Origin of the sequence: Amycolatopsis speibonae (assembly GCF_042647925.1) — a bacterium.
GTDB lineage: Bacteria > Actinomycetota > Actinomycetes > Mycobacteriales > Pseudonocardiaceae > Amycolatopsis > Amycolatopsis speibonae.
The window spans coordinates 114,673-140,468 of the sequence record NZ_JBHRWK010000027.1 but is presented as its reverse complement, the minus strand read 5'-3'; the positions used below and the strand labels follow the sequence as shown (position 1 = coordinate 140,468).

At 69.2% G+C, this 25,796-nt stretch carries 22 protein-coding genes; 14 read left to right on the top strand and 8 right to left on the bottom strand.

What is annotated here, in order from left to right; all coding sequences use genetic code 11:
• Window positions 1-148: 148 nt before the first annotated feature.
• Window positions 149-475 (bottom strand): DUF4873 domain-containing protein, encoded by a 327-nt coding sequence (locus ACFOSH_RS20810; RefSeq protein WP_378240674.1) that lies wholly within the window; start codon window positions 473-475, stop codon window positions 149-151.
• Entirely contained in the window at window positions 472-1,251 is a 780-nt protein-coding gene (locus tag ACFOSH_RS20805) for a TetR/AcrR family transcriptional regulator (protein ID WP_378240673.1), read from the bottom strand. The genes ACFOSH_RS20810 and ACFOSH_RS20805 overlap by 4 nt, the downstream gene beginning before the upstream one ends.
• A 50-nt stretch (window positions 1,252-1,301) precedes the next feature.
• Here ACFOSH_RS20805 and ACFOSH_RS20800 point away from each other — a divergent pair, with 50 nt between their 5' ends.
• Window positions 1,302-2,210 carry an AurF N-oxygenase family protein gene (locus tag ACFOSH_RS20800; protein WP_378240672.1) on the top strand — a complete coding sequence of 303 codons (909 nt, stop codon included), beginning with the start codon at window positions 1,302-1,304 and terminating at the stop codon, window positions 2,208-2,210.
• Window positions 2,207-3,130, top strand: a complete 924-nt coding sequence (locus ACFOSH_RS20795; protein WP_378240671.1) for an alpha/beta fold hydrolase — start codon at window positions 2,207-2,209, stop codon at window positions 3,128-3,130. The genes ACFOSH_RS20800 and ACFOSH_RS20795 overlap by 4 nt, the downstream gene beginning before the upstream one ends.
• Before the next feature lie 502 nt (window positions 3,131-3,632).
• On the opposite strand, the gene ACFOSH_RS20790 is transcribed toward ACFOSH_RS20795, so the two are convergent.
• Window positions 3,633-4,169, bottom strand: coding sequence for a carboxymuconolactone decarboxylase family protein (locus ACFOSH_RS20790; protein ID WP_378240670.1), 537 nt, complete (start codon window positions 4,167-4,169; stop codon window positions 3,633-3,635).
• A gap of 153 nt (window positions 4,170-4,322) precedes the next feature.
• On the opposite strand from ACFOSH_RS20790, the gene ACFOSH_RS20785 reads away from it, so the two are divergent.
• Together ACFOSH_RS20785 and ACFOSH_RS20780 are read left to right on the top strand one after the other, a co-directional pair.
• Window positions 4,323-5,363: an amidohydrolase family protein gene (locus tag ACFOSH_RS20785; RefSeq protein ID WP_378240669.1), complete on the top strand. Its 1,041-nt coding sequence runs from the start codon at window positions 4,323-4,325 to the stop codon at window positions 5,361-5,363.
• 35 nt (window positions 5,364-5,398) lie between these two features.
• Complete coding sequence (locus ACFOSH_RS20780) at window positions 5,399-6,820, top strand: amidohydrolase family protein (protein WP_378240668.1); 1,422 nt, start codon at window positions 5,399-5,401, stop codon at window positions 6,818-6,820.
• Window positions 6,821-6,882: 62 nt separating this feature from the next.
• On the opposite strand, the gene ACFOSH_RS20775 is transcribed toward ACFOSH_RS20780, so the two are convergent.
• Complete coding sequence (locus tag ACFOSH_RS20775) at window positions 6,883-7,506, bottom strand: TetR/AcrR family transcriptional regulator (RefSeq protein WP_039922912.1); 624 nt, start codon at window positions 7,504-7,506, stop codon at window positions 6,883-6,885.
• Window positions 7,507-7,749: 243 nt separating this feature from the next.
• Here ACFOSH_RS20775 and ACFOSH_RS20770 point away from each other — a divergent pair, with 243 nt between their 5' ends.
• The 3 genes from ACFOSH_RS20770 (at window position 7,750) to moeZ (ending at window position 11,152) form a co-directional block, all read left to right on the top strand.
• On the top strand, window positions 7,750-8,607 hold the full coding sequence (locus ACFOSH_RS20770; RefSeq protein ID WP_378240667.1) for an alpha/beta fold hydrolase: 858 nt from the start codon (window positions 7,750-7,752) through the stop codon (window positions 8,605-8,607).
• Between the two features lie 81 nt (window positions 8,608-8,688).
• Window positions 8,689-9,855, top strand: a complete 1,167-nt coding sequence (locus ACFOSH_RS20765; protein ID WP_378240665.1) for a DUF3152 domain-containing protein — start codon at window positions 8,689-8,691, stop codon at window positions 9,853-9,855.
• Window positions 9,856-9,973: 118 nt separating this feature from the next.
• A complete protein-coding gene (moeZ, locus tag ACFOSH_RS20760) occupies window positions 9,974-11,152 on the top strand; it encodes an adenylyltransferase/sulfurtransferase MoeZ (RefSeq protein ID WP_378240664.1) in 1,179 nt (392 codons plus the stop codon).
• Window positions 11,153-11,331: 179 nt separating this feature from the next.
• Here the strand turns inward: moeZ and ACFOSH_RS20755 are convergent, their stop codons facing one another.
• Window positions 11,332-12,291 (bottom strand): hypothetical protein, encoded by a 960-nt coding sequence (locus ACFOSH_RS20755; RefSeq protein WP_378240662.1) that lies wholly within the window; start codon window positions 12,289-12,291, stop codon window positions 11,332-11,334.
• A gap of 105 nt (window positions 12,292-12,396) precedes the next feature.
• Between ACFOSH_RS20755 and ACFOSH_RS20750 the strand changes: the two genes are divergently transcribed.
• On the top strand, window positions 12,397-13,194 hold the full coding sequence (locus tag ACFOSH_RS20750; protein WP_378240660.1) for a TIGR02569 family protein: 798 nt from the start codon (window positions 12,397-12,399) through the stop codon (window positions 13,192-13,194).
• A 41-nt stretch (window positions 13,195-13,235) separates the two neighbouring features.
• Here ACFOSH_RS20750 and ACFOSH_RS20745 read toward each other — a convergent pair whose 3' ends face one another.
• Genes ACFOSH_RS20745 through ACFOSH_RS20735 form a run of 3 tightly spaced genes read right to left on the bottom strand, consistent with a single transcriptional unit; the run spans window position 13,236 to window position 16,687 of the window.
• Window positions 13,236-15,470 carry an FtsX-like permease family protein gene (locus tag ACFOSH_RS20745; protein WP_378240659.1) on the bottom strand — a complete coding sequence of 745 codons (2,235 nt, stop codon included), beginning with the start codon at window positions 15,468-15,470 and terminating at the stop codon, window positions 13,236-13,238.
• Window positions 15,467-16,147, bottom strand: coding sequence for an ABC transporter ATP-binding protein (locus ACFOSH_RS20740; RefSeq protein WP_378240657.1), 681 nt, complete (start codon window positions 16,145-16,147; stop codon window positions 15,467-15,469). Before ACFOSH_RS20740 ends, ACFOSH_RS20745 begins: the two co-directional genes overlap by 4 nt.
• A gap of 15 nt (window positions 16,148-16,162) precedes the next feature.
• Complete coding sequence (locus tag ACFOSH_RS20735; protein ID WP_378240655.1) at window positions 16,163-16,687, bottom strand: PadR family transcriptional regulator; 525 nt, start codon at window positions 16,685-16,687, stop codon at window positions 16,163-16,165.
• A 215-nt stretch (window positions 16,688-16,902) separates the two neighbouring features.
• Between ACFOSH_RS20735 and ACFOSH_RS20730 the strand changes: the two genes are divergently transcribed.
• The 6 genes from ACFOSH_RS20730 to ACFOSH_RS20705 are packed head-to-tail and all read left to right on the top strand — an operon-like array spanning window position 16,903 to window position 25,738.
• Complete coding sequence (locus ACFOSH_RS20730; protein WP_378240653.1) at window positions 16,903-18,975, top strand: molybdopterin oxidoreductase family protein; 2,073 nt, start codon at window positions 16,903-16,905, stop codon at window positions 18,973-18,975.
• Window positions 18,972-20,399 (top strand): FAD-dependent oxidoreductase, encoded by a 1,428-nt coding sequence (locus ACFOSH_RS20725; RefSeq protein ID WP_378240651.1) that lies wholly within the window; start codon window positions 18,972-18,974, stop codon window positions 20,397-20,399. The genes ACFOSH_RS20730 and ACFOSH_RS20725 overlap by 4 nt, the downstream gene beginning before the upstream one ends.
• A gap of 32 nt (window positions 20,400-20,431) precedes the next feature.
• Window positions 20,432-21,790 (top strand): nitrate/nitrite transporter, encoded by a 1,359-nt coding sequence (locus ACFOSH_RS20720; RefSeq protein ID WP_378240649.1) that lies wholly within the window; start codon window positions 20,432-20,434, stop codon window positions 21,788-21,790.
• The gene (gene nirB / locus ACFOSH_RS20715; protein ID WP_378240648.1) at window positions 21,790-24,294 is read left to right on the top strand and encodes a nitrite reductase large subunit NirB; all 2,505 of its coding nucleotides are present in this window, start codon (window positions 21,790-21,792) and stop codon (window positions 24,292-24,294) included. The genes ACFOSH_RS20720 and nirB overlap by 1 nt, the downstream gene beginning before the upstream one ends.
• Window positions 24,291-24,638: a nitrite reductase small subunit NirD gene (nirD, locus tag ACFOSH_RS20710; protein ID WP_378240646.1), complete on the top strand. Its 348-nt coding sequence runs from the start codon at window positions 24,291-24,293 to the stop codon at window positions 24,636-24,638. The genes nirB and nirD overlap by 4 nt, the downstream gene beginning before the upstream one ends.
• The gene (locus ACFOSH_RS20705; RefSeq protein WP_378240644.1) at window positions 24,635-25,738 is read left to right on the top strand and encodes a uroporphyrinogen-III synthase; all 1,104 of its coding nucleotides are present in this window, start codon (window positions 24,635-24,637) and stop codon (window positions 25,736-25,738) included. Before nirD ends, ACFOSH_RS20705 begins: the two co-directional genes overlap by 4 nt.
• The last annotated feature ends 58 nt before the right edge of the window (window positions 25,739-25,796 follow it).

The following is a 25,796-nucleotide window of genomic DNA, read 5'->3' as shown; positions in this document are numbered from 1 at the left end:
CGATCCACCGGACGAAAACCCATAGCCACACCAGGATTCTCCCAGCATCACCAGCCCACACCAAAATCATCACCAGCAGGTCGCCCCAAAACGCAACAGCCTCCCTGGGTCCCTCAAGGAGTCCTTCACGGACTCCGCGTTCCGGGGGTCAGGCGTTGAGTTCGTTCAGTTCTTCCAGGCTGGTCGGCACGTGGAAGGGCGGCGTGCTGGTGCCCATGATGCGGTAGCGGTCCCACGGGTCCGGGTCGGAGAGTTCGCCCTTCGCGCTGTACTCGCCCGCGCGGATCTCGACGGCGGTCTTCTTGCCGCCGGCGGCCGCGGACACCTGCTCGTTGGTGGCCACGCGGCCGTACCAGCGGTAGTACCCGTCGATGGGCTGGAAGTAGCCCCGCAGGTCGACCGTCGCCGCGACCTCGGTCCCGTTGATCACGAGGACCGCTTCGCCGGCGTAGCCGTCTTCGTCGTGCTCGCTCATTGCCCCTCCACCTGCTTTTCGTCGGTCTTCCGCATCTGGACGACCTTGTTCTCTTCGAGCGGCAGGTTCGGGTCGATGACGATGCCCTGCTGCCGGGAGAGGCCGTCGATCGCGGCCCAGATGATCTGCGTCAGGTACTCGACGACGCTGTCGCGGCCCATCGAGCGCCGGTCCAGCCACCATTCGCCGGTGCTCTGCACCATGCCGACGATGCCGTGCGCCCACGGTTCGGCGGCACCGGAGTCCATGTTGAACATCCGCATGTAGTCGCCGAGCAGCGCGGTCAGCGCGGTGGCGATCAGTTCCTTGTCCTCGGCGACGACGTCGGACTTGACGAGCACCTTCTCCTGCAGGCCGCCGCGCGCGAGCAAGCGGTACAGGTTGGGGTGCTCCTCGATGACGCTGAAGAACGCGTCGAGCGCCATCCGGATCCGGGGGACCGGGGCCAGTTCGGAGTTGATCGCCGGGATCAGCCGCTGGAAGAGGATCTCCGTGCCACGCTGCCCGAGCGCGACGTACAGATCCGCCTTGTCGTCGAAGTGCCTGTACAGCACGGGTTTCGTGACGCCCGCTTCGGCGGCGACGTCCTCCATGCCGAGGTCCGGGCCGTGTGTGTCGAGGGCGCGGAGGGCGGCCTCGACGAACTCCGCGCGACGCGCGATCCGGTGCTTGCGCCAGCGGTCGCGACGGGCATCGCCCGTGTCGGCCTCACCCGCCGTGGGGTGCTTGCTCGACTGCTTGCTGTTGCGCTTGACACGTTCGATCACCCAAGTCATGCTACCAGAGGTAACTGTTACCGCGAGTTACAGATAGGGGTGTGTCGGCAATGACGCGGGCGCTGAAGGAAACCGACCGGGAGAAGACAGCCGAGCGGCTGCTCAAGTCCTCCGCAAACAAGTTCTACGACCCCGACGTCGACATCGACTGGAACGCTCCGCTCGTGGACGGGAAGCGCTACATCCCGGCACACCGTTCCTCGCTCTACGGCACGAAGCTGTGGGACTCACTGTCCGAAGAGCAGCGCATCGAACTCGGCAAGCACGAGGTCGCGAGCGTCGCCACGACCGGGCTGTGGTTCGAAATCCTCCTGATGCAGATGCTGCTCAAGGAGGTCTACGACGAAGACCCGACCAGCTCGCACGCGCAGTACGCGCTGACCGAGATCGCGGACGAATGCCGTCACTCGACGATGTTCGCGCGGATGGCGTCGCGGATCGGCTGCCCGTCCTACGGGCCCGTGCCGTGGCTGCGGCGGCTGGCGAAACTGATGCCGTCGATCAGCTACGGCCCCGCGCGCTACGGCGCGATCCTGGTCGCCGAAGAGGTCCTCGACCGGCTTCAGCGCGAGCAGATGAACGACCCGGACATCCAGCCGCTGGTGCGCATGGTCAACCGGATCCACGTTCTCGAAGAAGCCCGGCACGTCACCTTCGCCCGCGAAGAGGTCACTCGCGGGATGGCGAAGCTGACGAAGAAGGAAATCGTCTATCAGCAGTTCATCATCGCGCTGATCTCGTACTTCGTGACGCGGGCCTTCATCAACCCGAACGTCTACAAGGCCGTCGGCATCCGGCCGCGTGACGGCGTCGAGGCCGCGCTGAACAACCCGAACTGGCAGGGAAGCGTCCAGTGGGCGGGCGAGAAGATCATGCCGTTCCTGCAGGAATCCGGTCTGGTCGGCAAGCCAGGCATGTACTTCTGGCGCAAGTCCTTCCTGCTGCCGGGGAAGCGATGAGGGGCGTCAAACAGCGCGGCACCGTTTCCTGGGATCCGTCGCGGGAGCATCGGTTCGTGACCGGCGACGGCACCGCCCTGCACGTCGAGCAGAGTGGCCCCGCCGACTCCGAACTCACGCTGGTGCTCGTGCACGGCTGGACTCAGGACCACCGGACCTGGGACGGCGTGGTGTCGCGGCTCGGCGACTCCGTCCGGATCCTGCGCTACGACCTGCGCGGCCACGGCGGCTCGGCGCCGGCGAAACCGGGGACGGCCACGATCGCGACCCTCGCCGACGATCTCGCCGAACTGATCCAGGACCGCGTCCCGAACGGACCGATCGTGCTCGCGGGGCACTCCATGGGCGGCATGACGATCATGGAATTGTCCCGCAGGCATCCCGACCTCGTGGCCCGGCGCGTCGCCGGGGTCGCGTTCGTCGCCACTTCGTCCGGTGAGATGGACCGGATCACCCTCGGCTTGCCGGGGATCGCGGGCAGCGGCGCGGCGAGGTTCGAACGGAGGCTCGCGAAGCTGCTCGCGAAGAACCGCCGGGACGCCTTGCCGCTGCCGCTGTCCGTGGTGCGTCCCGGCGCGCGGCTGCTCGTCTTCGGACGGCGCCCGCAGCGGGCCGACGTGGACTCGGTTGCCGAACAGCTGCTGTGCGCGCATCCGGCGAGTGTCGCCGGATTCCAGGACGCGATCTCGCGGCACGACTGCCGGGTCACGCTCGCCGCGCTGCGGGGAAAACCGGTGATCGTGCTGTCGGGGGAGCGGGACCGGCTGTGCCCGACCTCGCACGCCAAGGTCATCGCCGACGCGCTGCCGGACGCCGAATTCGTGCGCTACCCCGGCGCGGGGCACATGCTTCCGCAGGAACGGGCGCAAGAGGTCTCGGCCCGCATCGCGGTGCTGGTCCGTCGCGCCGCGAGGGTCTGAGGGGAGCAAGGGACCTTTACTATCGTTAGCGTACCCATGCTAACTAACCGAAAGTCGAAGGTGTCGGGTCGATGTGGCCGACGAGAACGTGAGCCGTCCCCTCGGGACTCTAGGGCTACCCGGCCGTCGCGACCGGTCCGGTCAGGCGGGACTGTGTGGATTTCTGCTCATCTGACGCACCAAAATCCACCCAGTCGGCACCCGAGGTCCGGTGTTGCGCAAAGTCGCCGACCCATCCCACGAACACGCCACGTTTGCCTTACCCCTCAATAACTAAAGGGGCGTATGGCGTGATCGAGCCACTGCCGGGCGGGCGGCCGCACCATGAATGTCCACAAGAGACACTCTGCGGGTGATTGACTGTCCGATTGATGTCGGTATGCACGTTTCTGTGGAGAGTCGTGAGTGATAAAGAGCGTTCTAAGGCTCTTTATCACTCACGACTCCTTCGCAAAGTCGCCCAGAGCGGGTATTTCGGCGGAAAATTGTCCCTTGCTCCCGCTCAGAGGCGGGTGTAGCCGTTCTCGAGCAGGCGGACGCCCGTGCCTTTGTAGGCGTCCTGGTCGTCCGGGGCGAGGGTCGCCAGCCCGTCGACGTAGCGGTTGAGCATGCAGAAAGCGGCCGCGATCAGCACCGTGTCGTGGATTTCGACGTCTGTCGCGTCCTCCGCGCGGGCTGCCGCTATCAGGTCTTCGCTCACGGATTTCCCGCCTTCGCGGACAGCGAGCGCGACGTGCAGAAGCGCCTTCATCTTCGCTGACACGGGCGCTCCGTCGACGTCTTCCCAAGCCGCTTCGACGACCGGCATACCGCCTTCGAGCGCTTCGGCGGCGACGGCGGCGTGACTGCGTGAGCAGAACGTGCAGTCGTTACGGCGTGAGACGACCGCGCCGACCAGTTCGCGTTCACCCACGCTGAGGCTGCTCGGGCCGCGAAGCAGCACTTCGGCGAGTTGCCCGAGCGGCGCCGCCGTCTCCGGCCGGTAAGCGAACAGGGCGGCGATGCCGGGCAGGTTCTCGTCGAGCGCGATGTGGGGCATGGCGGACTCCTCGCGGGTCGGCAACGCGGTCGCAGGAGTCATATCCGAAATCCGGCCCAGCGCGTTCCGCTGGACGGGCCAAAAGCGACAGTAAAGGTCCCTTGCTCCCGGCTGCTCGTGGTTGAGTCGGGTGGACACTCACCAGGGGGCACCGTGATCGTCAGAATCCGAGGCCGCGCGCTGCCCGACGGCGAGTACGTCGACCTCTACGCCGACGGCGACCGCTGGACGGCCGATCCGGTCCCCGGCGCGGAGCTGATCGCCGAAGGCTGGCTGCTGCCGGGGCTCGTCGACGCCCACACCCATCCCGGTGCCGAGGCGCCCGGTGACCGGATGGACGAGGAGATCCTGCGCGCCGACCTGCGTCGGCACGTCGACGCCGGGGTCACGATGATCCGCTCGCCCGGCCTGCCCGGCGAGCCGCCCGAGTGGTTCGGCGCCGAACCGGGGTTGCCCCGCGCGGTGCACGCCGGACCGTGGATCGCCCAGCACGGCCAGTTCTTCGACGGCTGGGGCCGCCGCGCCACCCACGCCGAACTCCCCGCGCTCGCCGCGGCGCAGGCGGGACGCACCGGCTGGGCCAAGATCATCGCGGACTGGACCGTCGGGGACGAGACCGTGCCGTCCGACGTCATGACAGCGGTCGTCGAGGCGGTGCACGCGGTGGGCGGGCGGGTCGCGGTGCACTCCCAGCACGCTGCCGGCGGCGAAGCCGCGGTGGCCGCGGGAGTCGATTCGGTCGAGCACGGGATGTGGCTCGACCCGGGCTACCTGCCGGCCATGGCCGCCCGCGGAACCGCCCTCACACCAACGCTTTCGGTGTTCCAGTCGGCATTGGGGAACGTGCGGAACCGGGAGGACTCGCCGCGGAAACGCTGGTTCGTCGACGGCGCGGAGGCGCATCCCGCGCTGGTCGTGGCGGCGGCGGAGGCCGGGGTGAAGATCCTCGCCGGAACGGATTCCCGGCCACACGGCCGCGTCGGCGTCGAGATCCGCGCCCTCGCGGAGGCAGGGCTGCGGCCGCACGACGCCCTCGCCGCGGGCTCGTGGGCCGCGCGCGAGTACCTGGGCCTGCCCGGGCTGGTGCCCGGCGCGCCCGCCGACGCCGTCGTCTACGCCGAAGATCCGCGCGAAGACCTGGCGCAGCTGGAGCATCCCGTCGCGGTCGTTCTGCGGGGTGTCCGCGTCAGGTGAGCTAGCTTGATCTTTTCGACTGGGGAGTTGGAACCATGAAACAACGCAGATCCGTCCTGTCGGTCTTCAGCCTCACGCTCGCCGTCGCCCTCGGCGCCGCCTTGCTCGGCGGTCTCGGCGGCGGGACCATCGAAGCCGGGAGCGACGCGGAATTCACCGGAGCCGGCCGCGTCGTCATCCGTGACGCGTCGATGGTGCTCACGATGGACCCGAGTCTCGGCGAAGGACCGCTCGGCGCCCTCGCCGACGCCGACGTCGTCCTCGAAGGCACCAAGATCAAGCAGGTGGGCAAGGACCTCGACGCGGGCGCCGCGAAGGTCGTCGACGGTCGCGGCAAGATCGTCCTGCCCGGGTTCGTCGACCTGCACAACCACCTGTGGCAGTCGCTCATCCGCGGCTGCGCGGCCGACAAGGAACTCGTCGGCTGGCTCGGCGAATGCGTCATCCCGCTGTACCGGGCGCCGGTGACCGACGCGGACGCGTACGCGGGCACGAAGCTCGCGGCCGCCGACGTCGTCTCGACCGGCATCACGACGGTCACCGACTGGTCGCACGCGTTCAACGCCGACTTCGCGAAGGGCGGCCTCCGCGCTCTCGGCGAGTCGAAGCTGCGGTTCCTCTACTCCTACAACGGAACCACCGATCCCGCGCTGCAGAACGAGATCCGCCGCGTGAAGCGCGAGGTCATCGACCCGAACCCGTTGGCTCGCCTGCAGGTCGGCACCCATCCGTCCACCGGGAACTTCCCGAGTGTCGAGGCGTCGGAGAAGCTCGCGCGCGAGCTCGGTGTCTCGCTGAACGTCCACCTGCTCGAATCCAAGGCCGACCTGACCGCCGGGCAGATGGACGCGCTCCGGCGGGCGAACGCGCTGCACCCCGGGCTGGTGGCGAACCACGTCATCCAGGCCACCGATGCCGACCTCGACGAACTCGCGGCCGCAGGCGTCAGCGTGGCGCACAACCCGCTGTCGAACATGCGGCTCGCGTCGGGCGTGATCCGGCTGCCGGAGATGAAGAAGCGGGCCATGAAGGTCGGGCTCGGCCTCGACGGCGGCACCAACGACACGAGCGACATGTTCAACGTGATGCGCGCGGCCGTCGGCCTCCAGCGGGCGATCGCGACGGATCCGGCGGTCTATCCGGCCACGACGGACGTCCTGCGCATGGCGACGCTCGGCGGCGCGGAAGCGCTCGGGATGGACAAGGAGATCGGGTCGCTGACGCCGGGCAAGCGGGCGGACCTCCAGCTGGTCGACGCCCAGGCGGTCAACTTCGCGCCGAAGGTGGACTGGGTGAATCAGCTGGTCTTCAACACCCAGCCCGCGAACGTCTCGTGGGTGTTCGTCGACGGCCGCGCCCTCAAGCGCGAGGGCCGCGTTGTCGGCATCGACACCGCGAGGGTCGTCGCCGACGCCCAGGCCGCCGCGGACCGCATCAAGAAGCTGCTGCCCCAGTAGCCCACGCAATTCGGCACCTACTTGCGATCAGGGCAATCGCAAGTAGGTGCCGAAACGCGGGGTCAGTGCTGCAGCGGGAAGCCACCACCGATGCCTCGCCAGGCGAGGTTGGCGGTGAGGGCGACGGCTTCTTCGCGGCTCATCGACTTGTGGTGCGCCAGCCAGAACCGTGCGCTGACCTGCGAGAGCCCCACGAGGCCGACGGCGAGCAGCCGCGCCTTGTCCTCGTCGAGGCCCGCGTCGGCCGTGATGGTCTCCGTGATCGCGTCGACGCTGGCCGACGTCGCCCGGTCCACCGCCTCCTGCACGGCGGGCTCGCCGCGCAGATCGGATTCGAAGACCATGCGGAACGCGCCGGCGTCGTTGTTGACGAAGTCGAAGAACGCGCCGACCGTCGCCGGGACACGCTGCTTGTTGTCCGTCGTGGAGTCGAGCGCGTCCTTGACGCGTCGCACCAGTTCGTCGACGTGGCTCTCCAGCAACGCGATGTAGAGGTCGAGCTTGCCGGGGAAGTGCTGGTAGAGGACCGGCTTGCTGACTCCGGCCTCTTCGGCGATCTCGTCCATCGCGGCGGCGTGGTAGCCGTTCGCGGCGAACACCCGCTGCGCGGCGGCCAGCAGCTGGGCGCGGCGTTCGGTTCTGGGCAGGCGGACCCCTCGGGCCTGCAGTCGCGCCATTTCTGTCATCGTGCCTCCAGTCGAGCGGGGCTCCGCAGGGCGGGGTCACCGCCGCGTGAAGTGAGCTCGAGATTACTCGCCGGTACGGCCGGACCGCCAAGGGTCGGGCATCCTTGTGCTGTGTCTTCTCCAGTTTCCCGTGCCGCCGGGGGTCGTCCGCCGCTGACCCACGTACCGCTGTCGCGCAGGTCATTGCCGTCGCTGGACCCCGCGCCGCCGCCTTGGCCCGGGGAAACAATAGGTGTCGGCGGGGTGAAATTGCACATCCGCCGGACTCCGGGCGGTCCCGGGACGGCGGTCTACGTCCACGGGCTCGGCGGTTCGTCCACGAACTGGACCGACCTCGCCGCGCTGCTGGCGCCCCAGGCGGGGGGTACTTCGGTCGATTTGCCGGGTTTCGGCTATTCGGAGCCGCCTGACGCCTTCGACTTCAGCCTCGACGCGCACGCCGAGGTCGTCGCGAACCACATCGAGAGCCTCGAAGCCGGGCCGGTGCACCTGCTCGGCAACTCGATGGGCGGCGCGGTCGCGCTGCTCGTCGCGGCCCGCCGCCCGGAACTGGTGAAGACGCTGACGCTGATCTCGCCCGCGATGCCGGATCTCCGTCCCAGCATGAAGCGGCTGTCCGACCCGCGGATGGCGTTCGCGTATCTGCCGGTGATCGGCCCGCGAGTACGTCGTCAGCTGGCCGCGCTCGGCCCGCGCGAACGCGCCATGCAGGTCATCAAGCTGTGCTTCGCCGAGCCGGGCCGCTTCGCCGAAAGCAGGCTGGACGAACTCGAACAGGAGCACAGCGCCCGCGCCGCCTTCGCCTGGGCCGCCCCCGCGCTGGCCCGCAGCACGTTCGGCATCTTCCGGACGTGGTCCGCGCGCGGGCCCGCGTCGCTGTGGGCGGTCGCGCCGACGGTCGCCACGCCGACGCTCGTCGTATGGGGGCAGCACGACCGGGTGATCTCCGTCCGGCGCGCGGAGCGCACCGCTCGGCTACTTCCGCACGCCCGGTTGCTCGTTCTGCCCCGAACCGGCCATGTGGCGCAGATGGAACGCCCGAATGTCGTAGCGAAGGCCGTTTTGGGGATGTGGGAATCGGTCGAATCGGGCACCTGGTAGCCCATTCGGGTGGGCGAGACACGCCGCACGAAGCGGCGGTCGCTCACAACATCACAGTTCGGTTATGGCACCCTGGTCCCCGTGGATCGGGTTAAGCAAGGCGCGCAGGGCGAAGGTCGGCGGTCTCAGTACTCCGCGTCCGCCCGGCGTCCGTCGCGCGCCCAGCCCCGGACCTCGGAAGCTCCGCGCACCGGTCAGTACCGGCCGACGACGCCGCCGTCTCAGCGGCTCGATGAAGACCGCTACCGCCCGGGCGGTCGCCGGACCAGCGCCCAGCCGCTCAGCGCGTCCTGGAAGCCGCACGAGTCCGACACCGCCAAGACCAAGGCCCGCAAGAGCAAGGGCGGCATCGGCCACTTCGCCAAGACCTACGGCTGGCGCGTGTACGCGCTGCCGATCCTCGTGGTGATCACCGCGCTGGTCGTGTTCAACACCGCCACCGGCCCGGCCGAGCCGATCGCCTCCGACGGGACGAGCCTCGCTTCGGCCGACGGGTCCGCCGGCAACGGCGGCGAGCCGGGTGCGGGTGTCGACGGCGGCGGCGACGTCCTCCCCGAGAACCCGGCCAAACCGGTCGACCTCAAGATCCCGACCGCCGACCTGCCCAAGGGTGAACCCTTCACCGAGTCCGGCCAGGGCACCTATCACGTGGTGCCGGGCAAGGGCGAGAAGGTCGGGAAGGGACAGCTGTACACGTACACCGTCGAGGTCGAGGACGGCATCGATCCGACCAGCTACATGGGCGACGACAGCTTCGCCAGGTCGGTCGAGCAGACCCTGTCCAATGCCAAGAGCTGGACGTGGGATGGGAAGAAGGCGCTCCAGCGCGTCGACGCGAGTTTCCCGAACCCCAACTTCCGGGTGAGTCTCACCACCCCGAACACGACGCATCGCGCGGACGTCTGCATGTTCCAGATCACCTATGAGACCTCGTGCTACCGGTCGAGCTTCGACAAGCGCGTGGTGATCAATCTCGCCCGCTGGGTGCGCGGAGCGATGGCGTTCCAGGGCGACATGGTGTCGTACCGTCAGTACGCCATCAACCACGAGGTCGGGCACGCCCTGGGTGGAAAGCACCTGGGCTGCCAGGAAAACGGCGCGATCGCGCCGGTCATGATGCAGCAGACCTTCGGCGTCTCCAACGACTTCGTGGCGCAGCTGAACGATCTGCCGGGTGGGGACCGGGGCAGGGTTCCCGCCGACGGCAAGGTCTGCAAGCCGGGCTCCTGGCCGAATCCGACACCTTAGCCTCCACCGTCTCAGCAGCTGGAATTTCCCAGGATATGAAACAGGGGAAGTCGTTTCCGCCTGTCGGTGTTGTAGATACTGGGATGCGACCCGCGATCCACGCGAGATGGAGGACCCGATGTCAGGCACGCTGCCGCCGCTCGTCGAGCCGGCCGCCGAGCTCACCAAGGAAGAGGTGGCCCGGTACAGCCGTCACCTGATCATCCCGGACGTCGGGGTGACCGGGCAGAAGCGGCTGAAGAACGCCAAGGTGCTGGTCATCGGCGCCGGAGGCCTCGGCAGCCCGGCGCTGCTGTACCTGGCCGCGGCCGGGGTCGGCACGCTCGGCATCGTCGACTTCGACGAGGTCGACGAATCGAACCTGCACCGCCAGGTCATCCACGGCCAGTCCGACATCGGCAAGCTCAAGGCCGCGTCGGCGCAGGAGTCGATCGCCGAGATCAACCCCTTCGTGAAGGTGCACCTGCACACCGAGCGGCTGGAGTCGTCGAACGCGCTGGAACTGTTCGAGCGCTACGACCTGATCCTCGACGGCACCGACAACTTCGCGACGCGGTACCTGGTGAACGACGCCGCCGTGCTCACCGGCAAGCCCTACGTGTGGGGCTCGATCTTCCGGTTCGAGGGACAGGCGAGCGTGTTCTGGGAGGACGCGCCGAACGGCAAGGGCCTCAACTACCGCGACCTCTACCCCGAGCCGCCGCCGCCCGGCATGGTCCCGTCGTGCGCCGAGGGCGGCGTGCTGGGCGTGCTGTGCGCGTCGATCGGTTCGATCATGGTCAACGAAGCGATCAAGCTGATCACCGGCATCGGTGAGCCGCTGCTGGGCAGGCTCGTCAGCTACGACGCGCTGGAGATGAAGTACCGCGAGGTCAAGATCCGCAAGGATCCCGAGACCCCGAAGATCACCGGGCTCATCGACTACGAAGCCTTCTGTGGCGTTGTGTCCGACGAAGCCGCTTCGGCCGCTTCGGGGCACACGATCACTCCGGCGGAGCTCAAGGCCAAGTTCGACAACGGCGACAACTTCGCCCTCATCGACGTCCGCGAGCCGCACGAGTACGAGATTGTCAACATCAAGGGCGCGACGCTGATCCCGAAGGACCGGATCCTCTCGGGCGAGGCACTGGCGGAACTGCCGCAGGACAAGCCGATCGTGCTGCACTGCAAGTCGGGCGCGCGTTCGGCGGAGGCGCTGGCCGCGCTGCACCAGGCCGGGTTCAAGGACGCGACCCATCTCGGTGGCGGCGTGCTGGCCTGGGCGCGGCAGATCGACCAGAGCCTGCCGACGTACTGACGCTCTTGTGCCGCTGACCAGCGGAAAGAGAGCAAGGGACCTTTGCTCCCGTTAGGTCTGGTTGAGGGCCGTGAAGGCCTCCTTCCCTACTCTGAAGGTAGGGAAGGAGGCCTTCACGGAGCAGCCCACCCAGGCACAGGCGCAGGCGATAGCAAAGGTCCCTCGCTCCCTTCCTGCGGTCAGTAGCCGAGGGACCCGCCCGTGAAGATCGCGCGCACGAAGGTCGCGAAGCCGGCGAAGACGTCCGTCCGGTTCCCGCCGGAAGCTTTCGGCAGGGCGGCGACGATCTCGGTGTCGGTCAGCGGATGGGTCTTCCCCGCCAGCTCGCGCAGTTCCTCGGGCTTCCAGTTGTGATTGCCCGCGACATGCGCCGACAGCGCGCCACGCCGCTGGACGAACTCGATCTTGTCCGCGTTCTGCCGGACGAACTCACCGTCGCCGACCGAAGCGCACGTAGCGTTCTGAAGGCGCCAGTCAGTCTTCACCGGCGTCTCGCAGCTCTCGATGGCGTCGGTCGCGAAGGTCCAGACGGGCGAGATCCACAGCTGTGGCGCGTACTCGACGATGAGCGACCCGGAGTCTTCGGTCGCCTTCGTCGGGAGACGTTGGGGACCGAGGTCGGCCGCGAGGGTGCGATCGCGCGGGACGTCGACAGCGGCCAGCCGCCGGGCGGCGGTGTCTTCGGGCAGGGCCGAAGGGACGGCGATCCCGCCGGCGATCAGGGTGATCAAGAGCAGTCCCGCGCCGGTCCGCACCCCGAGGCCGGGCGCGAACAGTCCGGCGGCGAGCGCCACCGGCGCCCCGAGGAACGGCACCGCGAACCAGGGGTCGAACGCTTCCGCCACCTCCAGCACGAAGATCGCGCCGAAAACGCCGAAAGCCCCGACCGCGGTGGCCCAGGCCAGCCGGGGCCACGGTTTCGCGAGAGCCGGAAAAGCCAGGTAGCCGACGAGATAGACCGTCCCGATCGCCACGAGCGGAACAGGCAACGCGACCCAGGGAACGTGCAGGAACGCGGCGAGCGGGAGCAGCAGGCCCACGGTGACCGAGCCCAGCGTGCCGAGCAGCCACAGGGAGCCGAGCGCGAGGGCGACGAGCTGGCCGTCGGTGAAGCGGCGCTGAGCCGTTCGGGGGATCACAGCGGAAGAATGGCAGGTCAGGAGTGATTGTGTCTTGAGTATCGCTACTCAAGACCAGCGCGTCTTCTCGTTCGTGGCGCGGAAGACGGGGTAACGTGCCGAGCCGTGCGTGTCACCCTAGAAAGCCCTCCGGAACACGTCTGTTCGGCGTTCGGCGGACGTGACGGTGACGCGGAGCCGCTGCCGGGCACCACCGCCTGGCGCTACGCCGATCTCGTGCTCAAGCCGGTCGTGGACAAGGCGCGGACTCTGTGGACGGCCCGGGCGCTGGAGGCCGTCGACGAGCCGGGGCTGCGGGTCGCGAAGCCCGTCCGGTCCAGCGACGGCCGGTGGGTGGTCGGCGGCTGGTCGGCGAACCGGTTCGTTTCCGGCACGGCCGAGCACCGCTACGACGACGTCGTGCACGTGGCGGTCAAACTGCACCGCGCGACAGCGGGGTTGCCGCGGCCGGACTTCCTGGGGCGGCGCACCGATCTCGAGGCACTGGCCGACAAACTCGCCTGGGGCGAGGCGGACCTGTCCCTCGACGAGAACAAGGGCGGCCGCTGGTTCGAGGTGCTGGCCGGTTCCCGAAGACCGGTCAAACTGCCGGACCAGGTCGTCCACGGCGAGCTGCTCGCCGGTGTGCTGTTCGACGGCGACGCGGCCCCCGGCATCGTCGATTTCGTGCCGTACTACCGGCCCGGCGAATGGGGCGCCGCGATCGTCGCGGTCGACGCGCTGGTCTGGGGCGGCGCCACCATCGACCTGCTCGAACGCTGGGCGCATCTGCCCGAATGGCCCCAGCTCCTGCTGCGCGCGGTCCTTTTCCGCCTGGCCGCCAACGCTCTCGACCCGCGGTCGACGCGAGCGGCGCACGACGGGCTCCGCGCCGCCGCCCGCGACGTCAGCGCCGTGCTGTGAATCCGTGAAGGCCCCCTGAGAAGGAGGCCTTCACGGACGGCTCACTCGGTGCGCAGGCTCTCCGCCTTCGCCGCCGAGCGCACGAACGGCCATGTCGACGCCGTCACCAGCAGCACCACCGCGATCGTCGCCACGGCGAGCACCCCGACCGCGGCCCAGTCGATGTACAGCGCACTCCAGAACATCCGCTTGCCCACCGCGGCGATGCCGATCCCGGTCGCCGTCGCGATCACGATCCCCAGCAGCAGCGGAATCCCGTTCTGCCACAGCAAGGACCGCAGGATCACGCGCACCGGCACCCCGGTGGCGGACAGCGCGCCGAGGGCTCGCCGCCGCTCCCGGACCTGTTCCTGGGCGAGCACCAGCAGGCTCACGCCGGCCAGCAACAGGACGAACAGTGCGCCGCCGAGCAGGATGCTCCGCATGTCACCGAACATCTGGACCTCGTCGGTGATCCGCTTCTGGTTGTACGCCGTCACGGAGGCTTGCCAGCCGAACGGGGCGACCGAATTCCGCACCAGTTCGACGAAGTCCGGGTTCGCGGTCCCGTCACGCAGGCTCACCGAGACCGAGGCGGCGGCCAGGTCGACGCCCGCCATCGCGGCGGGTGTCGCGAGCACGTGCACCCCGAGATAGACGGCGAGTCCCGACGGCTTCAGATCGAGCGTCCGAGGTGTGGCCGGAACGGTCCAGGACTGTGTCCGCTTGGCCATGTCGGTGAGCGTCACCGACTGTCCTTTGTGGAACGACGGGGCTTTGGCGAACACGTCGCCGTCGTGGCAGTCCGTCGCCCCCGTCGACGCTTCGATCGTGGCGCAGTCGGCGACACCGAACGAGACGAGAGCGCCACTCTGGTCGAAGTACATCGACCGCATGGCCTGGAAGTCGGCCGCGCCCGGCACCGCTCGCGCCGCGGCCACCGCCTGCTCGGCCGTCGGGCCCTCCGCGTGGACGATCATCCGGCCTGCCATCGTGTCCCGGTAGTCGCCCTGGTGTACCGCCTGGCCCGCGATCAGGCTCTGCAACCCGATCGCCCCGGCGAGCACCACACAGACGCCCGCGACCACCCGCGACGGGGTCCCGCTGTCGCTCTGCAGACGGCGGATCGCGAGCTGGAACGACGGCGACCCGCCCTTGACCCGGGACACGACGCGCTCCAGCAGCCACGGCAGCAGCGCCGGGATCCCGAGCATCAGCAGTACCGACCCGGCGATCGGCGCCGTGCGGCCCACCTCGCTCGCCATGCCGAAGTCCGGTACCACCAAAGCGATTCCGGCGAGGATCGGCAGCAGGCGCCACCACAACCGCCGCTTCGGCGGCGCGGTCTCGCGGACGACGCCGAGCGGTTCGACGATCGTGTGCCGCTGGGCGAACCACGCCGTCAGCACGGCCAGCGCGGGGACGACGAGCACGATCAGCACCACCAGTGGCCACGGCGGTGTGAGGTCCTTCGGGTAGAGCCCGAAGCGGAGCACCTGGAAGTTCGTCACCGCGCCGCGGAAGAGCAGGAACAACGCGGCACCGACGACGAGTCCGGCCGCGGCGCCCACGAGCGATTCCGCCGCGGTGATCCGGCGCAGCTGCCGGATCGACGAGCCCGCCAGGCGCAGCGCGGCGAGCCGCCGGTCCCGGGTGGAGCCGCCGAGCCGGGAGGTCGTCCCGATGAAGATGAACACCGGCGTGAGCAGGACGACGAGCCCGACCAGCAGGAGCATCATGATCCCGTTTTCGAGCACGTCGTCGTAGCCGGGTTCGGCGCCGAACCCGTAGATCTTGATCCCGTTCTGCAGCGTGTCCGTGCCGACGTAGGCGATCAGGTCGTTCGGATTGAGTGTGGTCTCCGCGGCGATGAGCCCGGCGGGCTTGCCGGGCAGACGAGGCCGCAGCAGGCCGCTGGTGTCGGACGTGACGAGTTCGTCCAGCTTCGGCGAAAGGAAGACCTCACCCGGTGCCGGCAGCCGGTCCACACCCGGCGGGATCGGCGAATTCGGGCCGGTCGGCCGCAGATGGAGGAGTGCGATCGCCTGACCGCGGAAGTCGGTCGTCGTCGCGTCGTAGAACAGCGGGGCGACGCCCGGGAGCGGTTCACTCTGTACGTAAGAGTCGAACGTCCGCTGGTCCCGGTTCTCCTTGATGGTGCCCGCGGAAGCGCCGGTCAGGAGGATGGCCACCGCCAGCCCGATGCCGGCGGCGCTCAGGACGAGCCTGACGATCGAGCCCCGGCCGCCCCCGACGGCCAGCCGGAATCCCAGCATCAGGTCTTCGCGTCCGGTCACCGGGCCACCACCGGTTCGCGTGTCCGGCCGTCCCGCACGATGACCTCCCGGTCGGAGTAGGCGGCCACCCGCGGTTCGTGGGTGACCAGGACGACGGCGGCGTCGGTCTCCTTCGCCGTCTTGGAGAGCAGGCGCATGACGAGTTCGCCGCTGAGCGTGTCCAGCGCGCCTGTCGGTTCGTCGGCGAAGATCACCGACGGTTCGGTGATCAGCGCCCTGGCCATGGCGACCCGCTGGCTCTGCCCGCCCGAAATCCGGCCGGGCGTGCTGTCGTCCACGTCGCCGACTTCCAGCTGATCGAGCCAGTTCCGCGCGATCCGTTCGGCGGGGCGGCGTTTCATCCCGCCCAAACGCAGCGGCAGCGCGACGTTCTCCAGACTGGTCAGTTCCGGCACGAGCTGCCCGAACTGGAAGACGAAGCCGAATTCGGTACGGCGCAGGGCACTGCGTTCGGCGTCGGGCATGGTCGCGAGGTCGCGCCCGCGGAACAGCACCTGTCCTCCGTCGGGGCGCACGATGCCGGACAGGCAGTGCAGCAGCGTCGACTTCCCCGAACCCGACGGGCCCATGATCGCGACGATCTCGCCGGCTTCGAGCGTCAGCCCGGCCCCGGCCAGCGCCTGATCGGGGCCGAAAGCCTTGTGCAGGCCCAAGCCCTGTAACAACGGTGTTTCCACTTTGTGGTCCCCAGGTCAGCGCGCCAGCTGGCGCGCGAGATCGTCGAGGCGGGCGGCGGTGAGTTCCAGCCACCGCAGATCCGCTTCCAGGTGGAAGAGCGCGTGGTCGCAGATCAGCTGGTCGGCGAGGTCGCCGCCGGTTTTGCGGGCGGTGAGCTCGCGCATGGCGCGGAGGTGGGAACCGCGCTGGGTGTCGAGCAGGTCCTGGGCGCCGCGGCCGGACAGGAGCGCGAGCACGACCTTGGTGTAGAGCGTGTTCTGCAGGTAGACGGAGGGACTTTCCGGACTTTTCAGCCAATCCTCGACGTTGGTGACACCGGCGTCGGTGATCGCGTACCGCTTCCGGTCCGGACCGCCGCCCGCTTCGACGCCGTTCTCCTCGACGAGACCGTTCTTCAGCAGCCGGTTCAGCGTCGAGTAGACCTGCCCGTAGTGCAGGGGGCGGTCTTGGCGGAACTGCTTGTCGTAGAGCTGTTTGAGGTCGTAGCCGTGCTTGGGGCCCGCTTCGAGCAGACCGAGCAAGGTGTTCCCGATGGACATGCGGGCGACTATACACACGATCTATACACACGGTGAATAGTTTTCTCGTGAGTGCTGAGGACGGTTCCAACCGTCCTTGTCACTCACGAGGGCCGGACCTCACGGTGTGACGTCCATCGGCGGCGGGCAATGTCAAACGCCTGAAACATTCGGGAGTTCTCAGGTAACACGGCCTACCTACCTTCAAGCGCTATCGACGCCTGGAGGAGGTGCCCGTGCCGCTCGCCACCCCTGTCCCCACCCGCGCGGTGGACACGCACTGCCCGTACTGCGCCCTGCAGTGCGGCATGAGCCTCGACGGCGCCCGCGTCGCCCCGCGCGACTTCCCGGTCAACGCCGGCGGCCTGTGCCAGAAGGGCTGGACGTCGGGGGAGCTCCTCACCTCGCCTTCCCGCTTGACGACACCGCTGATCAGGGTCGACGGTGAACTCCGGCCCGCGACCTGGGGACGGGCGCTCGATCTCGTCGCGCGGCGGCTCACCGAGATCCGCGCGGCCAAGGGCGCCGACTCGGTCGCCGTCTTCGGCGGCGGCGGGCTGACCAACGAGAAGGCGTACCTGCTGGGGAAGTTCGCCCGTGTCGCGCTGGGTACCTCGCAGATCGACTACAACGGCCGGTTCTGCATGTCGTCGGCGGCGGCCGCCGGGATCAAGGCGTTCGGCGCCGACCGAGGGATGCCGTTCCCGGTCACGGATCTGGCCGACGCGGACGCCGTCCTGCTCATCGGCGCGAACCCGGCCGAGACGATGCCGCCGTTCACCCAGCACCTGCGCGGCGCGGACCTGATCGTCGTCGACCCGCGCCGGACGCCGACCGCCGAACTCGCCGGGCTGCACCTCGCGCCCGCGCCGGGCACCGATCTCGCCCTCGCGCAAGGGATCCTGCACGCGGTCGTCGCCGACGGCCTGCTCGACCAGTCCTATGTGGACGGGCGCACGAACGGTTTCGAGCAGCTGTGGCGTTCGGTCGCGGCGTGGTGGCCCGAGCGGGTCGAGCAGGTCACCGGGGTCTCCGCCGCGGATCAGCGCCACGCCGCCGCCAAGCTCGCCGCGGCCCGCAACGCCTACGTCCTCACCGCGCGCGGCACCGAACAGCACGCCAACGGCACGGCGATGGTCAACGCCTGGATCAATCTCGCGCTCGCCCTCGGCCTTCCGGGGCGCAAGGGGTCCGGATTCGGCTGCTTGACCGGGCAGGGCAACGGGCAAGGCGGGCGCGAGCACGGTCAGAAGGCCGACCAGCTGCCCGGCTACCGCAAGATCGACGACCCCGCCGCCCGCGAGTATGTCGCCGGGGTCTGGGGTGTGCCGCCGGAATCGCTGCCGGGGCCGGGTCGTTCGGCCGTCGAGCTGCTGGAAGCGCTCGGCACCGAAGACGGACCGAGCGCGCTGATGGTGTTCGGCAGCAACCTCGTCGTCTCCGCGCCCCGGGCCGGGAACATCCAGGAGAAAGTGTCCTCTTTGGACTTCCTGGTGGTCTCGGACCTCGTACTCTCGGAGACCGCGGCGATGGCCGACGTCGTCCTGCCGGTCACCCAGTGGGCCGAAGAGGACGGCACGATGACCAACCTCGAAGGCCGGATTCTCCTGCGGCGTAAGGCGATCGACCCGCCCTCCGGGGTGAAGACGGATCTCTACGTGCTTTCCGAACTCGCCCGCCGGTTCGGCCAGCCGGACGGCCGGTTCCCGACCGACGCCGAGACCGTCTTCACCGAACTTCGCCAGGCGTCCAAGGGCGGCGTCGCCGACTACTCGGGCATCACCTACGACAGGCTCCGTGACGGCGAGGCCCTCTACTGGCCCGTTCCGGCGGAATCGCATCCCGGCACGCCGCGGATGTTCCTCGACCGCTTCGCCCATCCGGACGGCCGCGCGCGGTTCGTGCCGGTGGACCACGTCGGCCCGGCCGAACCGCCCGACGCCGAATTCCCCTTGCAGGCCACCACGGGCCGGGTCCTGCAGCACTACCAGTCCGGGGCGCAGACCCGGCTGGTCAAGGAACTCAACGACGTCGTGGCGGAGGCCTTCGTGGAAGTTCACCCGGACACCGCCGCCCGGGCGGGACTGGCCGAAGGCGACCTCGCCGTCGTGCGGTCCCGGCGCGGGGAGACCGTCGCCCGGGTCCGCTGCGTGCCGTCGCTGCGCCCGGACCTGGTGTTCCTGCCGTTCCACTTTCCCGGCGAAGGCAGGGCGAACCTGTTGACCAACCCGGCGCTCGACCCGACCAGCCGGATGCCCGAGTTCAAGGTGTGCGCGGTCGCGATCGCCCCGGCCGGGGTCGTCGCGTGAGCCCCCGGTCGGTGGTCATCGCCGGATACGGGATGGCGGGCGCGCGGCTCGCGGACGAGATCCAGCGCCGCGATCCCGACGGCGAACGCGTGCGGCTCACCGTCGTCGGCGCGGAGAAGCACACCGCCTACAACCGGGTGCTGCTCTCGTCGGTGGTCGCCGGCACCATGCGGCCCGACGCGGTCCGGCTGCACGACGACGAATGGCCGTCCCGTACCCGTGCCGATCTGCGCCGGGGGGTCACCGCGACGGCGATCGACCGCGACTCACGGCGGATCCACCTCGACGACGGGTCCACTGTGGACTACGACGCGCTCGTGCTCGCCACCGGTGCGAACCCGTGGATGCCGCCGGTGGAGGGGCTCGAACCGGGTCCGGACGTCGTCGCGTTCCGCACCCTCGACGACTGCGCCCAAATCCTCGACGCCGCCAAACTGGGCGCGCCGGTCGCCGTGCTCGGTGGCGGCCTGCTCGGCCTGGAAGCCGCGCGAGGCCTGGCGGGGCGGGGGAATCTCGTCACCGTCGTGCATCCGATGCCGCACATCATGGAACGGCAGCTGGACGCGGAATCCGCGCGGGTGCTGACCAGGAAGCTCGAAGAACTCGGCGTCGACTTCCGGCTCGGCGTCGGGGCCGCGCGCTACGTCAGCGGCGACGGGCTCAAACTCGACGACGGCACGCACGTGCCCGCCGATCTCATCGTCGTCTCGACCGGGGTCCGGCCGGAGACGAAACTGGCGGCGGACGCCGGGCTGACCGTCGAGGGCGGCATCGTCGTCGACGATCTGCTGCGCACCAGCGACGGCCGGATCCACGCGATCGGCGACTGCGCGAAGCATCCCGGCGCGTTCGGCGGGCTGGTGCAACCCGCTTGGGAGCAGGCCACCGTCGTCGCGGATCTGGTCACCGGGACGAAATCCGCGTCGCGCTACCGCGGCACCCAGGCGGTGACCCGGCTGAAGGCCCGCGGCATCGACCTCACCGCGCTCGGCGAGACGATGACCGGCGCGGACGACCCGACCGCCGAAGTGCTCACCTTCAGCGACCCGGCGGGTTGCCGCTACGGCAAGCTCGTCATCCGCGGAAACCGGGTGGCGGGCGCGATCCTGCTCGGCCTGCCCGACGCGGCCGCGTCGATCACCCAGCTCTACGACCGGGGCACGCCGGTGCCCGAAGACCGGCTCGCCGTCCTTTTAGGACGAGCGTTGCCAGCGGGCGCGCCGTCGGCGTCGAGCCCGGCCGATCTGCCCGCGTCGGCGGTCATCTGCCGCTGCAACGCGGTGACCAAGGGGCGGCTCGTCGAGGCCTGGCGTGCCGGTGCCACCGACGTCCCCGCCCTCGCCGGGGCGACCCGCGCGACGACCGGCTGCGGCGGCTGCGAGGACGCCGTCGGCGGGGTCGCGAAATGGCTGGCCGCCCAGTGAACCCGAACGCATTCACCACCGAGGAGGACCGCATGACCGCTCGCGGTAAACGCTGGATCGAGCACTGGGACCCGGAGAACGAGCGGTTCTGGGAGGAGGCCGGGAAGAAGATCGCCCGGCGGAACCTCTGGTTCTCAATCCTGGCCGAACACATCGGCTTCTCCGTCTGGACACTGTGGTCGGTCATGGTCCTGTTCATGGGGCCGCAGTACGGTTTCTCGGCCGCCGACAAATTCCTGCTCGTCTCGACGCCGACGCTGATCGGCGCTTTCATGCGGCCGCTGTACACCTTCGCCGTCGCGAGGTTCGGCGGCCGGAACTGGACGATCGTCAGCGCGATGCTGTTGCTGGCGCCGACGATCCTCGCCGCGATCGTGATGGAGCCGGGCACCTCGCTCGGCACCTTCCTGCTGGTCGCCGCGCTCGGCGGGGTCGGCGGCGGGAACTTCGCGTCGTCGATGACCAACATCAACGCGTTCTACCCGGAGAAGCACAAGGGGTGGGCGCTCGGGCTCAACGCGGGCGGCGGGAACCTCGGCGTGGCCGCGATCCAGCTGATCGGCCTGCTGGTCATCGGCACCGTCGGCGCGACCGCGCCCCGGCTGGTGCTCGCGATCTACATTCCGTTGATCGTCCTCGCCGCGACGTGCGCGTACTTCTTCATGGACAACCTCGCCTCGATGAAGGGCGACACCAAGGCGATGCGCGAGGTCGTCAAGGATCCGCACACGTGGGTGATGTCGTTCCTCTACGTCGGTACGTTCGGTTCGTTCATCGGGTACAGCTTCGCTTTCGGCCTGGTGCTGCAGAACCAGTTCGGCCGCACCCCGTTGCAGGCGGCCGCGGTCACCTTCCTCGGGCCGCTGCTCGGTTCGTTCTCGCGGCCGACCGGCGGCTGGCTGGCCGACCGGATCGGTGGCGGCAAGATCACCTTCGTGACGTTCGTCGGGATGGCCGCGGCGACCGTGGTGCTGATCCTCGCGTCGACGTCGAACTCGCTGGCGCTGTTCACCGTCGCGTTCATCGTGCTGTTCGTGCTGACCGGTGTCGGCAACGGCTCGACGTACAAGATGATCCCGGCGATCTTCCGCGCCAAGGCGAAGGTCGCGATCAGCGAGGGCGCGGACGAGAAGCTGGAAATGCTCAAGGCGCGCAAGCTTTCCGGCGCGCTGATCGGGCTGGCCGGGGCGATCGGCGCGCTCGGCGGGTTGTTCATCAACCTGGCCTTCCGGCAGTCGTTCGCGGACACGAAGAGCGGGGTGCCGGCGTTCATCGCCTTCCTGGTCTTCTACGGGCTGTGCTTCACCGTCACGTGGGCGGTGTACCTGCGCAAACAGCAGACAGAGGTGGCGAGCACCCGAGGTCTGGCGCTCGCCGGGGCGGAGGTCTGATGCGGAAACTCGTCGTCGTCGGCCATGGCATGGTCGCGCACCGGCTCGTGGAGGCGGTGCGCGCGGAGGACAAGACCGGTGCGTGGCAGGTCGTGGTACTCGCCGAAGAGGCGCGGCCCGCGTACGACCGGGTCGCCCTGACGTCCTATGTGGACACTTGGGATCCGGCGTCGCTGGCTTTGGACGGTGCGGACTACGCGGATGACCCGCTGGTCGAACTGCGGCTCGGTGATGCGGTGGCCTCGGTGGACCGGGACCGCAAGGTCGTTCTGACCGAAGCCGGGTACGAGCAGCCATACGACACGCTCGTCCTCGCGACCGGTTCGCGGCCGTTCGTCCCGCCGGTGCCGGGGCACGATCTGCCGGGTTGCTACGTCTACCGGACGATCGAGGATCTCGACGCCATCCGGGAAGCCGCGCAGCGACCCGGCCGCGGACGGCGTTCAGCGGTCGTCATCGGTGGCGGGCTCCTCGGGTTGGAAGCGGCGAAAGCGTTGCGGGACATGGGACTCTCGCCGCACGTCGTCGAGATGGCGCCGCGTCTGATGCCGCTGCAGGTCGACGAGGGCGGCGGCGGTCTGCTCCGGCGGCTGATCACCGGCCTCGACGTGACCGTCCACACGGGAACGTCGACCGACGCCATCGAGCCGGACGGCTCTCGCTACCTCGCGAAGCTGGGCAATGGAACCGAACTCGACGTCGACCTGGTCGTGTTCTCCGCCGGGATCCGGCCGCGCGACGAGCTCGCCCGCTCGTCCGGGCTGGAAGTCGGCGCACGGGGCGGCATCCTGGTCGATGACTCGTGCCGGACGTCCGATCCGGCGGTGTACGCGATCGGCGAATGCGCGGCCGTGGGCGGCAAGGTGTACGGCATCGTGGCGCCGGGTTACGCGATGGCGGAGATCGTCGCGGCGCGGCTCACCGGCGGTGAGGGCACGTTCCCCGAGCCGGACATGTCGACGAAACTCAAGCTCATGGGTGTCGACGTCGCCAGTTTCGGTGACGCGCACGCCGCGACCGAGGGCGCGCTGGAGGTCGCGTTCAACGACGCCGTCGCCGGTACCTACAAGAAACTCGTGATCTCGGACGACTCGAAGACGTTGCTCGGCGGGGTCTTGGTCGGCGACGCGAGCGAGTTCAACACGCTCCGGGCGATGGTCGGCAGGCCGCTGCCCGCCGAGCCGAGCGCGATCCTCGCCCCGGCCGGTGGCGGGGCCGCGGTCGGTGTCGACGCGCTGCCCGACGCGGCGCAGATCTGTTCGTGCAACGCGGTTTCCAAGGGCGCGATCACGCACGCGATCACCGAGCAGGGCTGCGATTCGGTCGCCAAGATCAAGGGCTGCACGCGGGCGGGCACGGCGTGCGGGTCCTGCGTCCCGCTGCTGGGCAAGCTGTTGACGGCTTGCGGTGTCGAGCAGTCGAAGGCGCTGTGCGAGCACTTCGGCCACTCCCGCGCCGAGCTGTTCCAGATCCTGCAGGCCACCCGGATCAGCACGTTCAGCGAGATGATCGACCGGTACGGCAGCGGAACCGGCTGCGCGATCTGCAAACCGGTGATCGCGTCCATCCTGGCGACGCTGGGCAACGGGCACATCCTCGCCGGTGAGCAGGCGACCCTGCAGGACACCAACGACAAGTTCCTCGCGAACCTCCAGCGCAATGGGACCTATTCGGTGGTGCCGCGGATCCCCGGCGGCGAAGTCACGCCGGAGAAGCTCATGGTGATCGCGCAGGTGGCGATGGATTTCGGGCTGTACACCAAGATCACCGGCGGGCAGCGGATCGACCTGTTCGGCGCAGGAGTCGACCAGCTCCCGCTGATCTGGCGGCGGCTCGTCGACGCCGGGTTCGAGTCCGGGCACGCGTACGGGAAGGCGTTGCGCACGGTCAAATCCTGTGTCGGCTCGACGTGGTGCCGCTACGGTGTGCAGGACAGTGTCGGGCTCGCGATCGAGCTGGAGTTGCGGTATCGCGGCCTGCGCTCGCCGCACAAGCTGAAGTCCGCTGTTTCGGGCTGTGCGCGGGAATGCGCCGAGGCGCGGAGCAAGGACTTCGGCATCATCGCCACCGACAAGGGTTGGAACCTCTACGTCGGCGGTAACGGCGGCGCGACCCCTCGGCACGCGGATCTTCTTCTGTCCGAAGTAGACACTGAGACCTTGATCCGCACGATCGATCGGTTCCTGATGTTCTACGTCCGCACGGCAGACCGCCTGCAGCGCACCGCGCCGTGGGTCGAGGAGATGGAGGGCGGTCTCGACCACCTGCGCGCGGTGATCGTCGACGACAAGCTCGGCATCTGCGAGGACCTCGACGCCGCGATGGCCAAGCATGTCGGCGACTACGCCGACGAATGGCGTGGGGTGCTTGAAGATCCGGAGAAGCTGGCGAAGTTCAGTTCGTTCGTCAACGCGCCGGGCACGCCGGATCCGACGATCTCGTTCCGACGAGAACGCGACCAGAACGTACCCGTGCTGCTGGGCATCCCGGAGGTGAAACAGTGACGACCTCGATCGAGCGCACCTGGACCGCCGTCTGCGCGGCGGGTGCCGTCACCGAATGGTCCGGCGTCGCCGCCCTGCTCGACGACGGCGTGCAGGTGGCGATCTTCCGGTTGCCCGGCGACAGGTGGTACGCACTGTCCAATCTGGACCCGATGAGCGGCGCCGCGGTGCTTTCGCGGGGGATCGTCGGTGACGCCGGCGGTGTCCCCGTGGTGGCTTCGCCGGTGTACAAGGAACGGTTCGACCTGCGGACCGGCGAATGCCTCGACGCCGAAGGGATTTCGGTCACGGCGTACGGGGTCCGGGTCGCGGGGGGTGTGGTGGAGGTGGAAGCTTCACCGTGACAGAAGTGTTGCCCCTGGCGGGCTTCGTCATCGGGATCACGGCGGCGCGACGAGCGGACGAGCTCGGCGCGCTGTTCGTGCGTAAGGGTGCGACCGTTCGCTACGGCCCGGCGATCCGGATCGTGCCGCTCGCCGACGACACCGAACTGCGGGCGGCCACCCAGCGCCTGCTCGAAGACCGGGTCGACGCCGTCGTCGCGACGACCGGGATCGGCTTCCGCGGCTGGGTCGAGGCGGCCGAAGGCTGGGGGCTGGGGGAGGAGCTGCTGGACAGGCTGGGGGAGTCGTCGCTGCTCGCGCGCGGCCCGAAGGCCAAAGGCGCTATCCGTGCGGCCGGGCTTTCGGAGGACTACTCGCCCGCGTCGGAGAGCAACGCCGAGGTGCTGCGGCATCTTCTTGAGTCCGGTGTGGACGGTCATCGGATCGCGGTGCAGCTGCATGGCGAGCCTCTTCCGTACTTTGTGGACAGTCTGCGTGCCGCAGGTGCGGAAGTGATCGAGGTGCCGGTGTACCGGTGGGTCGGCCCGGCCGATCCCGGGCCGCTGGACCGGCTGCTGGACGCCGTCCTCGACGGCTCGGTGGACGCGCTGCCGTTCACCAGCGCGCCCGCCGCCGCGTCCCTGCTGGCAGTGGCGAGGCGGACCGGGCGGCTGCCGGGAATCGTGCGGGCACTGGAAAAGCGCGTCGTGGCGGCCTGTGTCGGCCCGATCACTGCGGCGCCGCTGGCCGCGCTCGGGATCCCGACGGTCCAGCCCGCGCGGTCGCGGATCGGGGCGCTGGCGCGGACGGTGTCCGAGGCGCTCGAAGCCCGCTCGCCGCGGCTGACGGCGGGCGGGCGGAGTATCGAACTGCGTGGTCAGGCGGCGCTGGTCGACGGGCAGTGGTGCGACATCGCGCCCGCGCCGATGGCCATGCTGCGGGCGCTGGCGGAGTCGCCGGGGCGGGTGTTCTCGCGGCGGGAACTGGTCGCGGCGTTGCCCGACGGCGGCGAGGAGCACGCCGTCGAGACCGCCATCGGGCGCCTGCGGAGCTCCTTGGGCGCCCCGAAACTCGTCCAGACGGTGGTGAAACGGGGCTATCGCCTGGCCGTCGACCCGTGACACCCGGCAATTCGTCACCTACTTGCGGGCGTCGCGCAAGGAGGCGACGCAAGTAGGT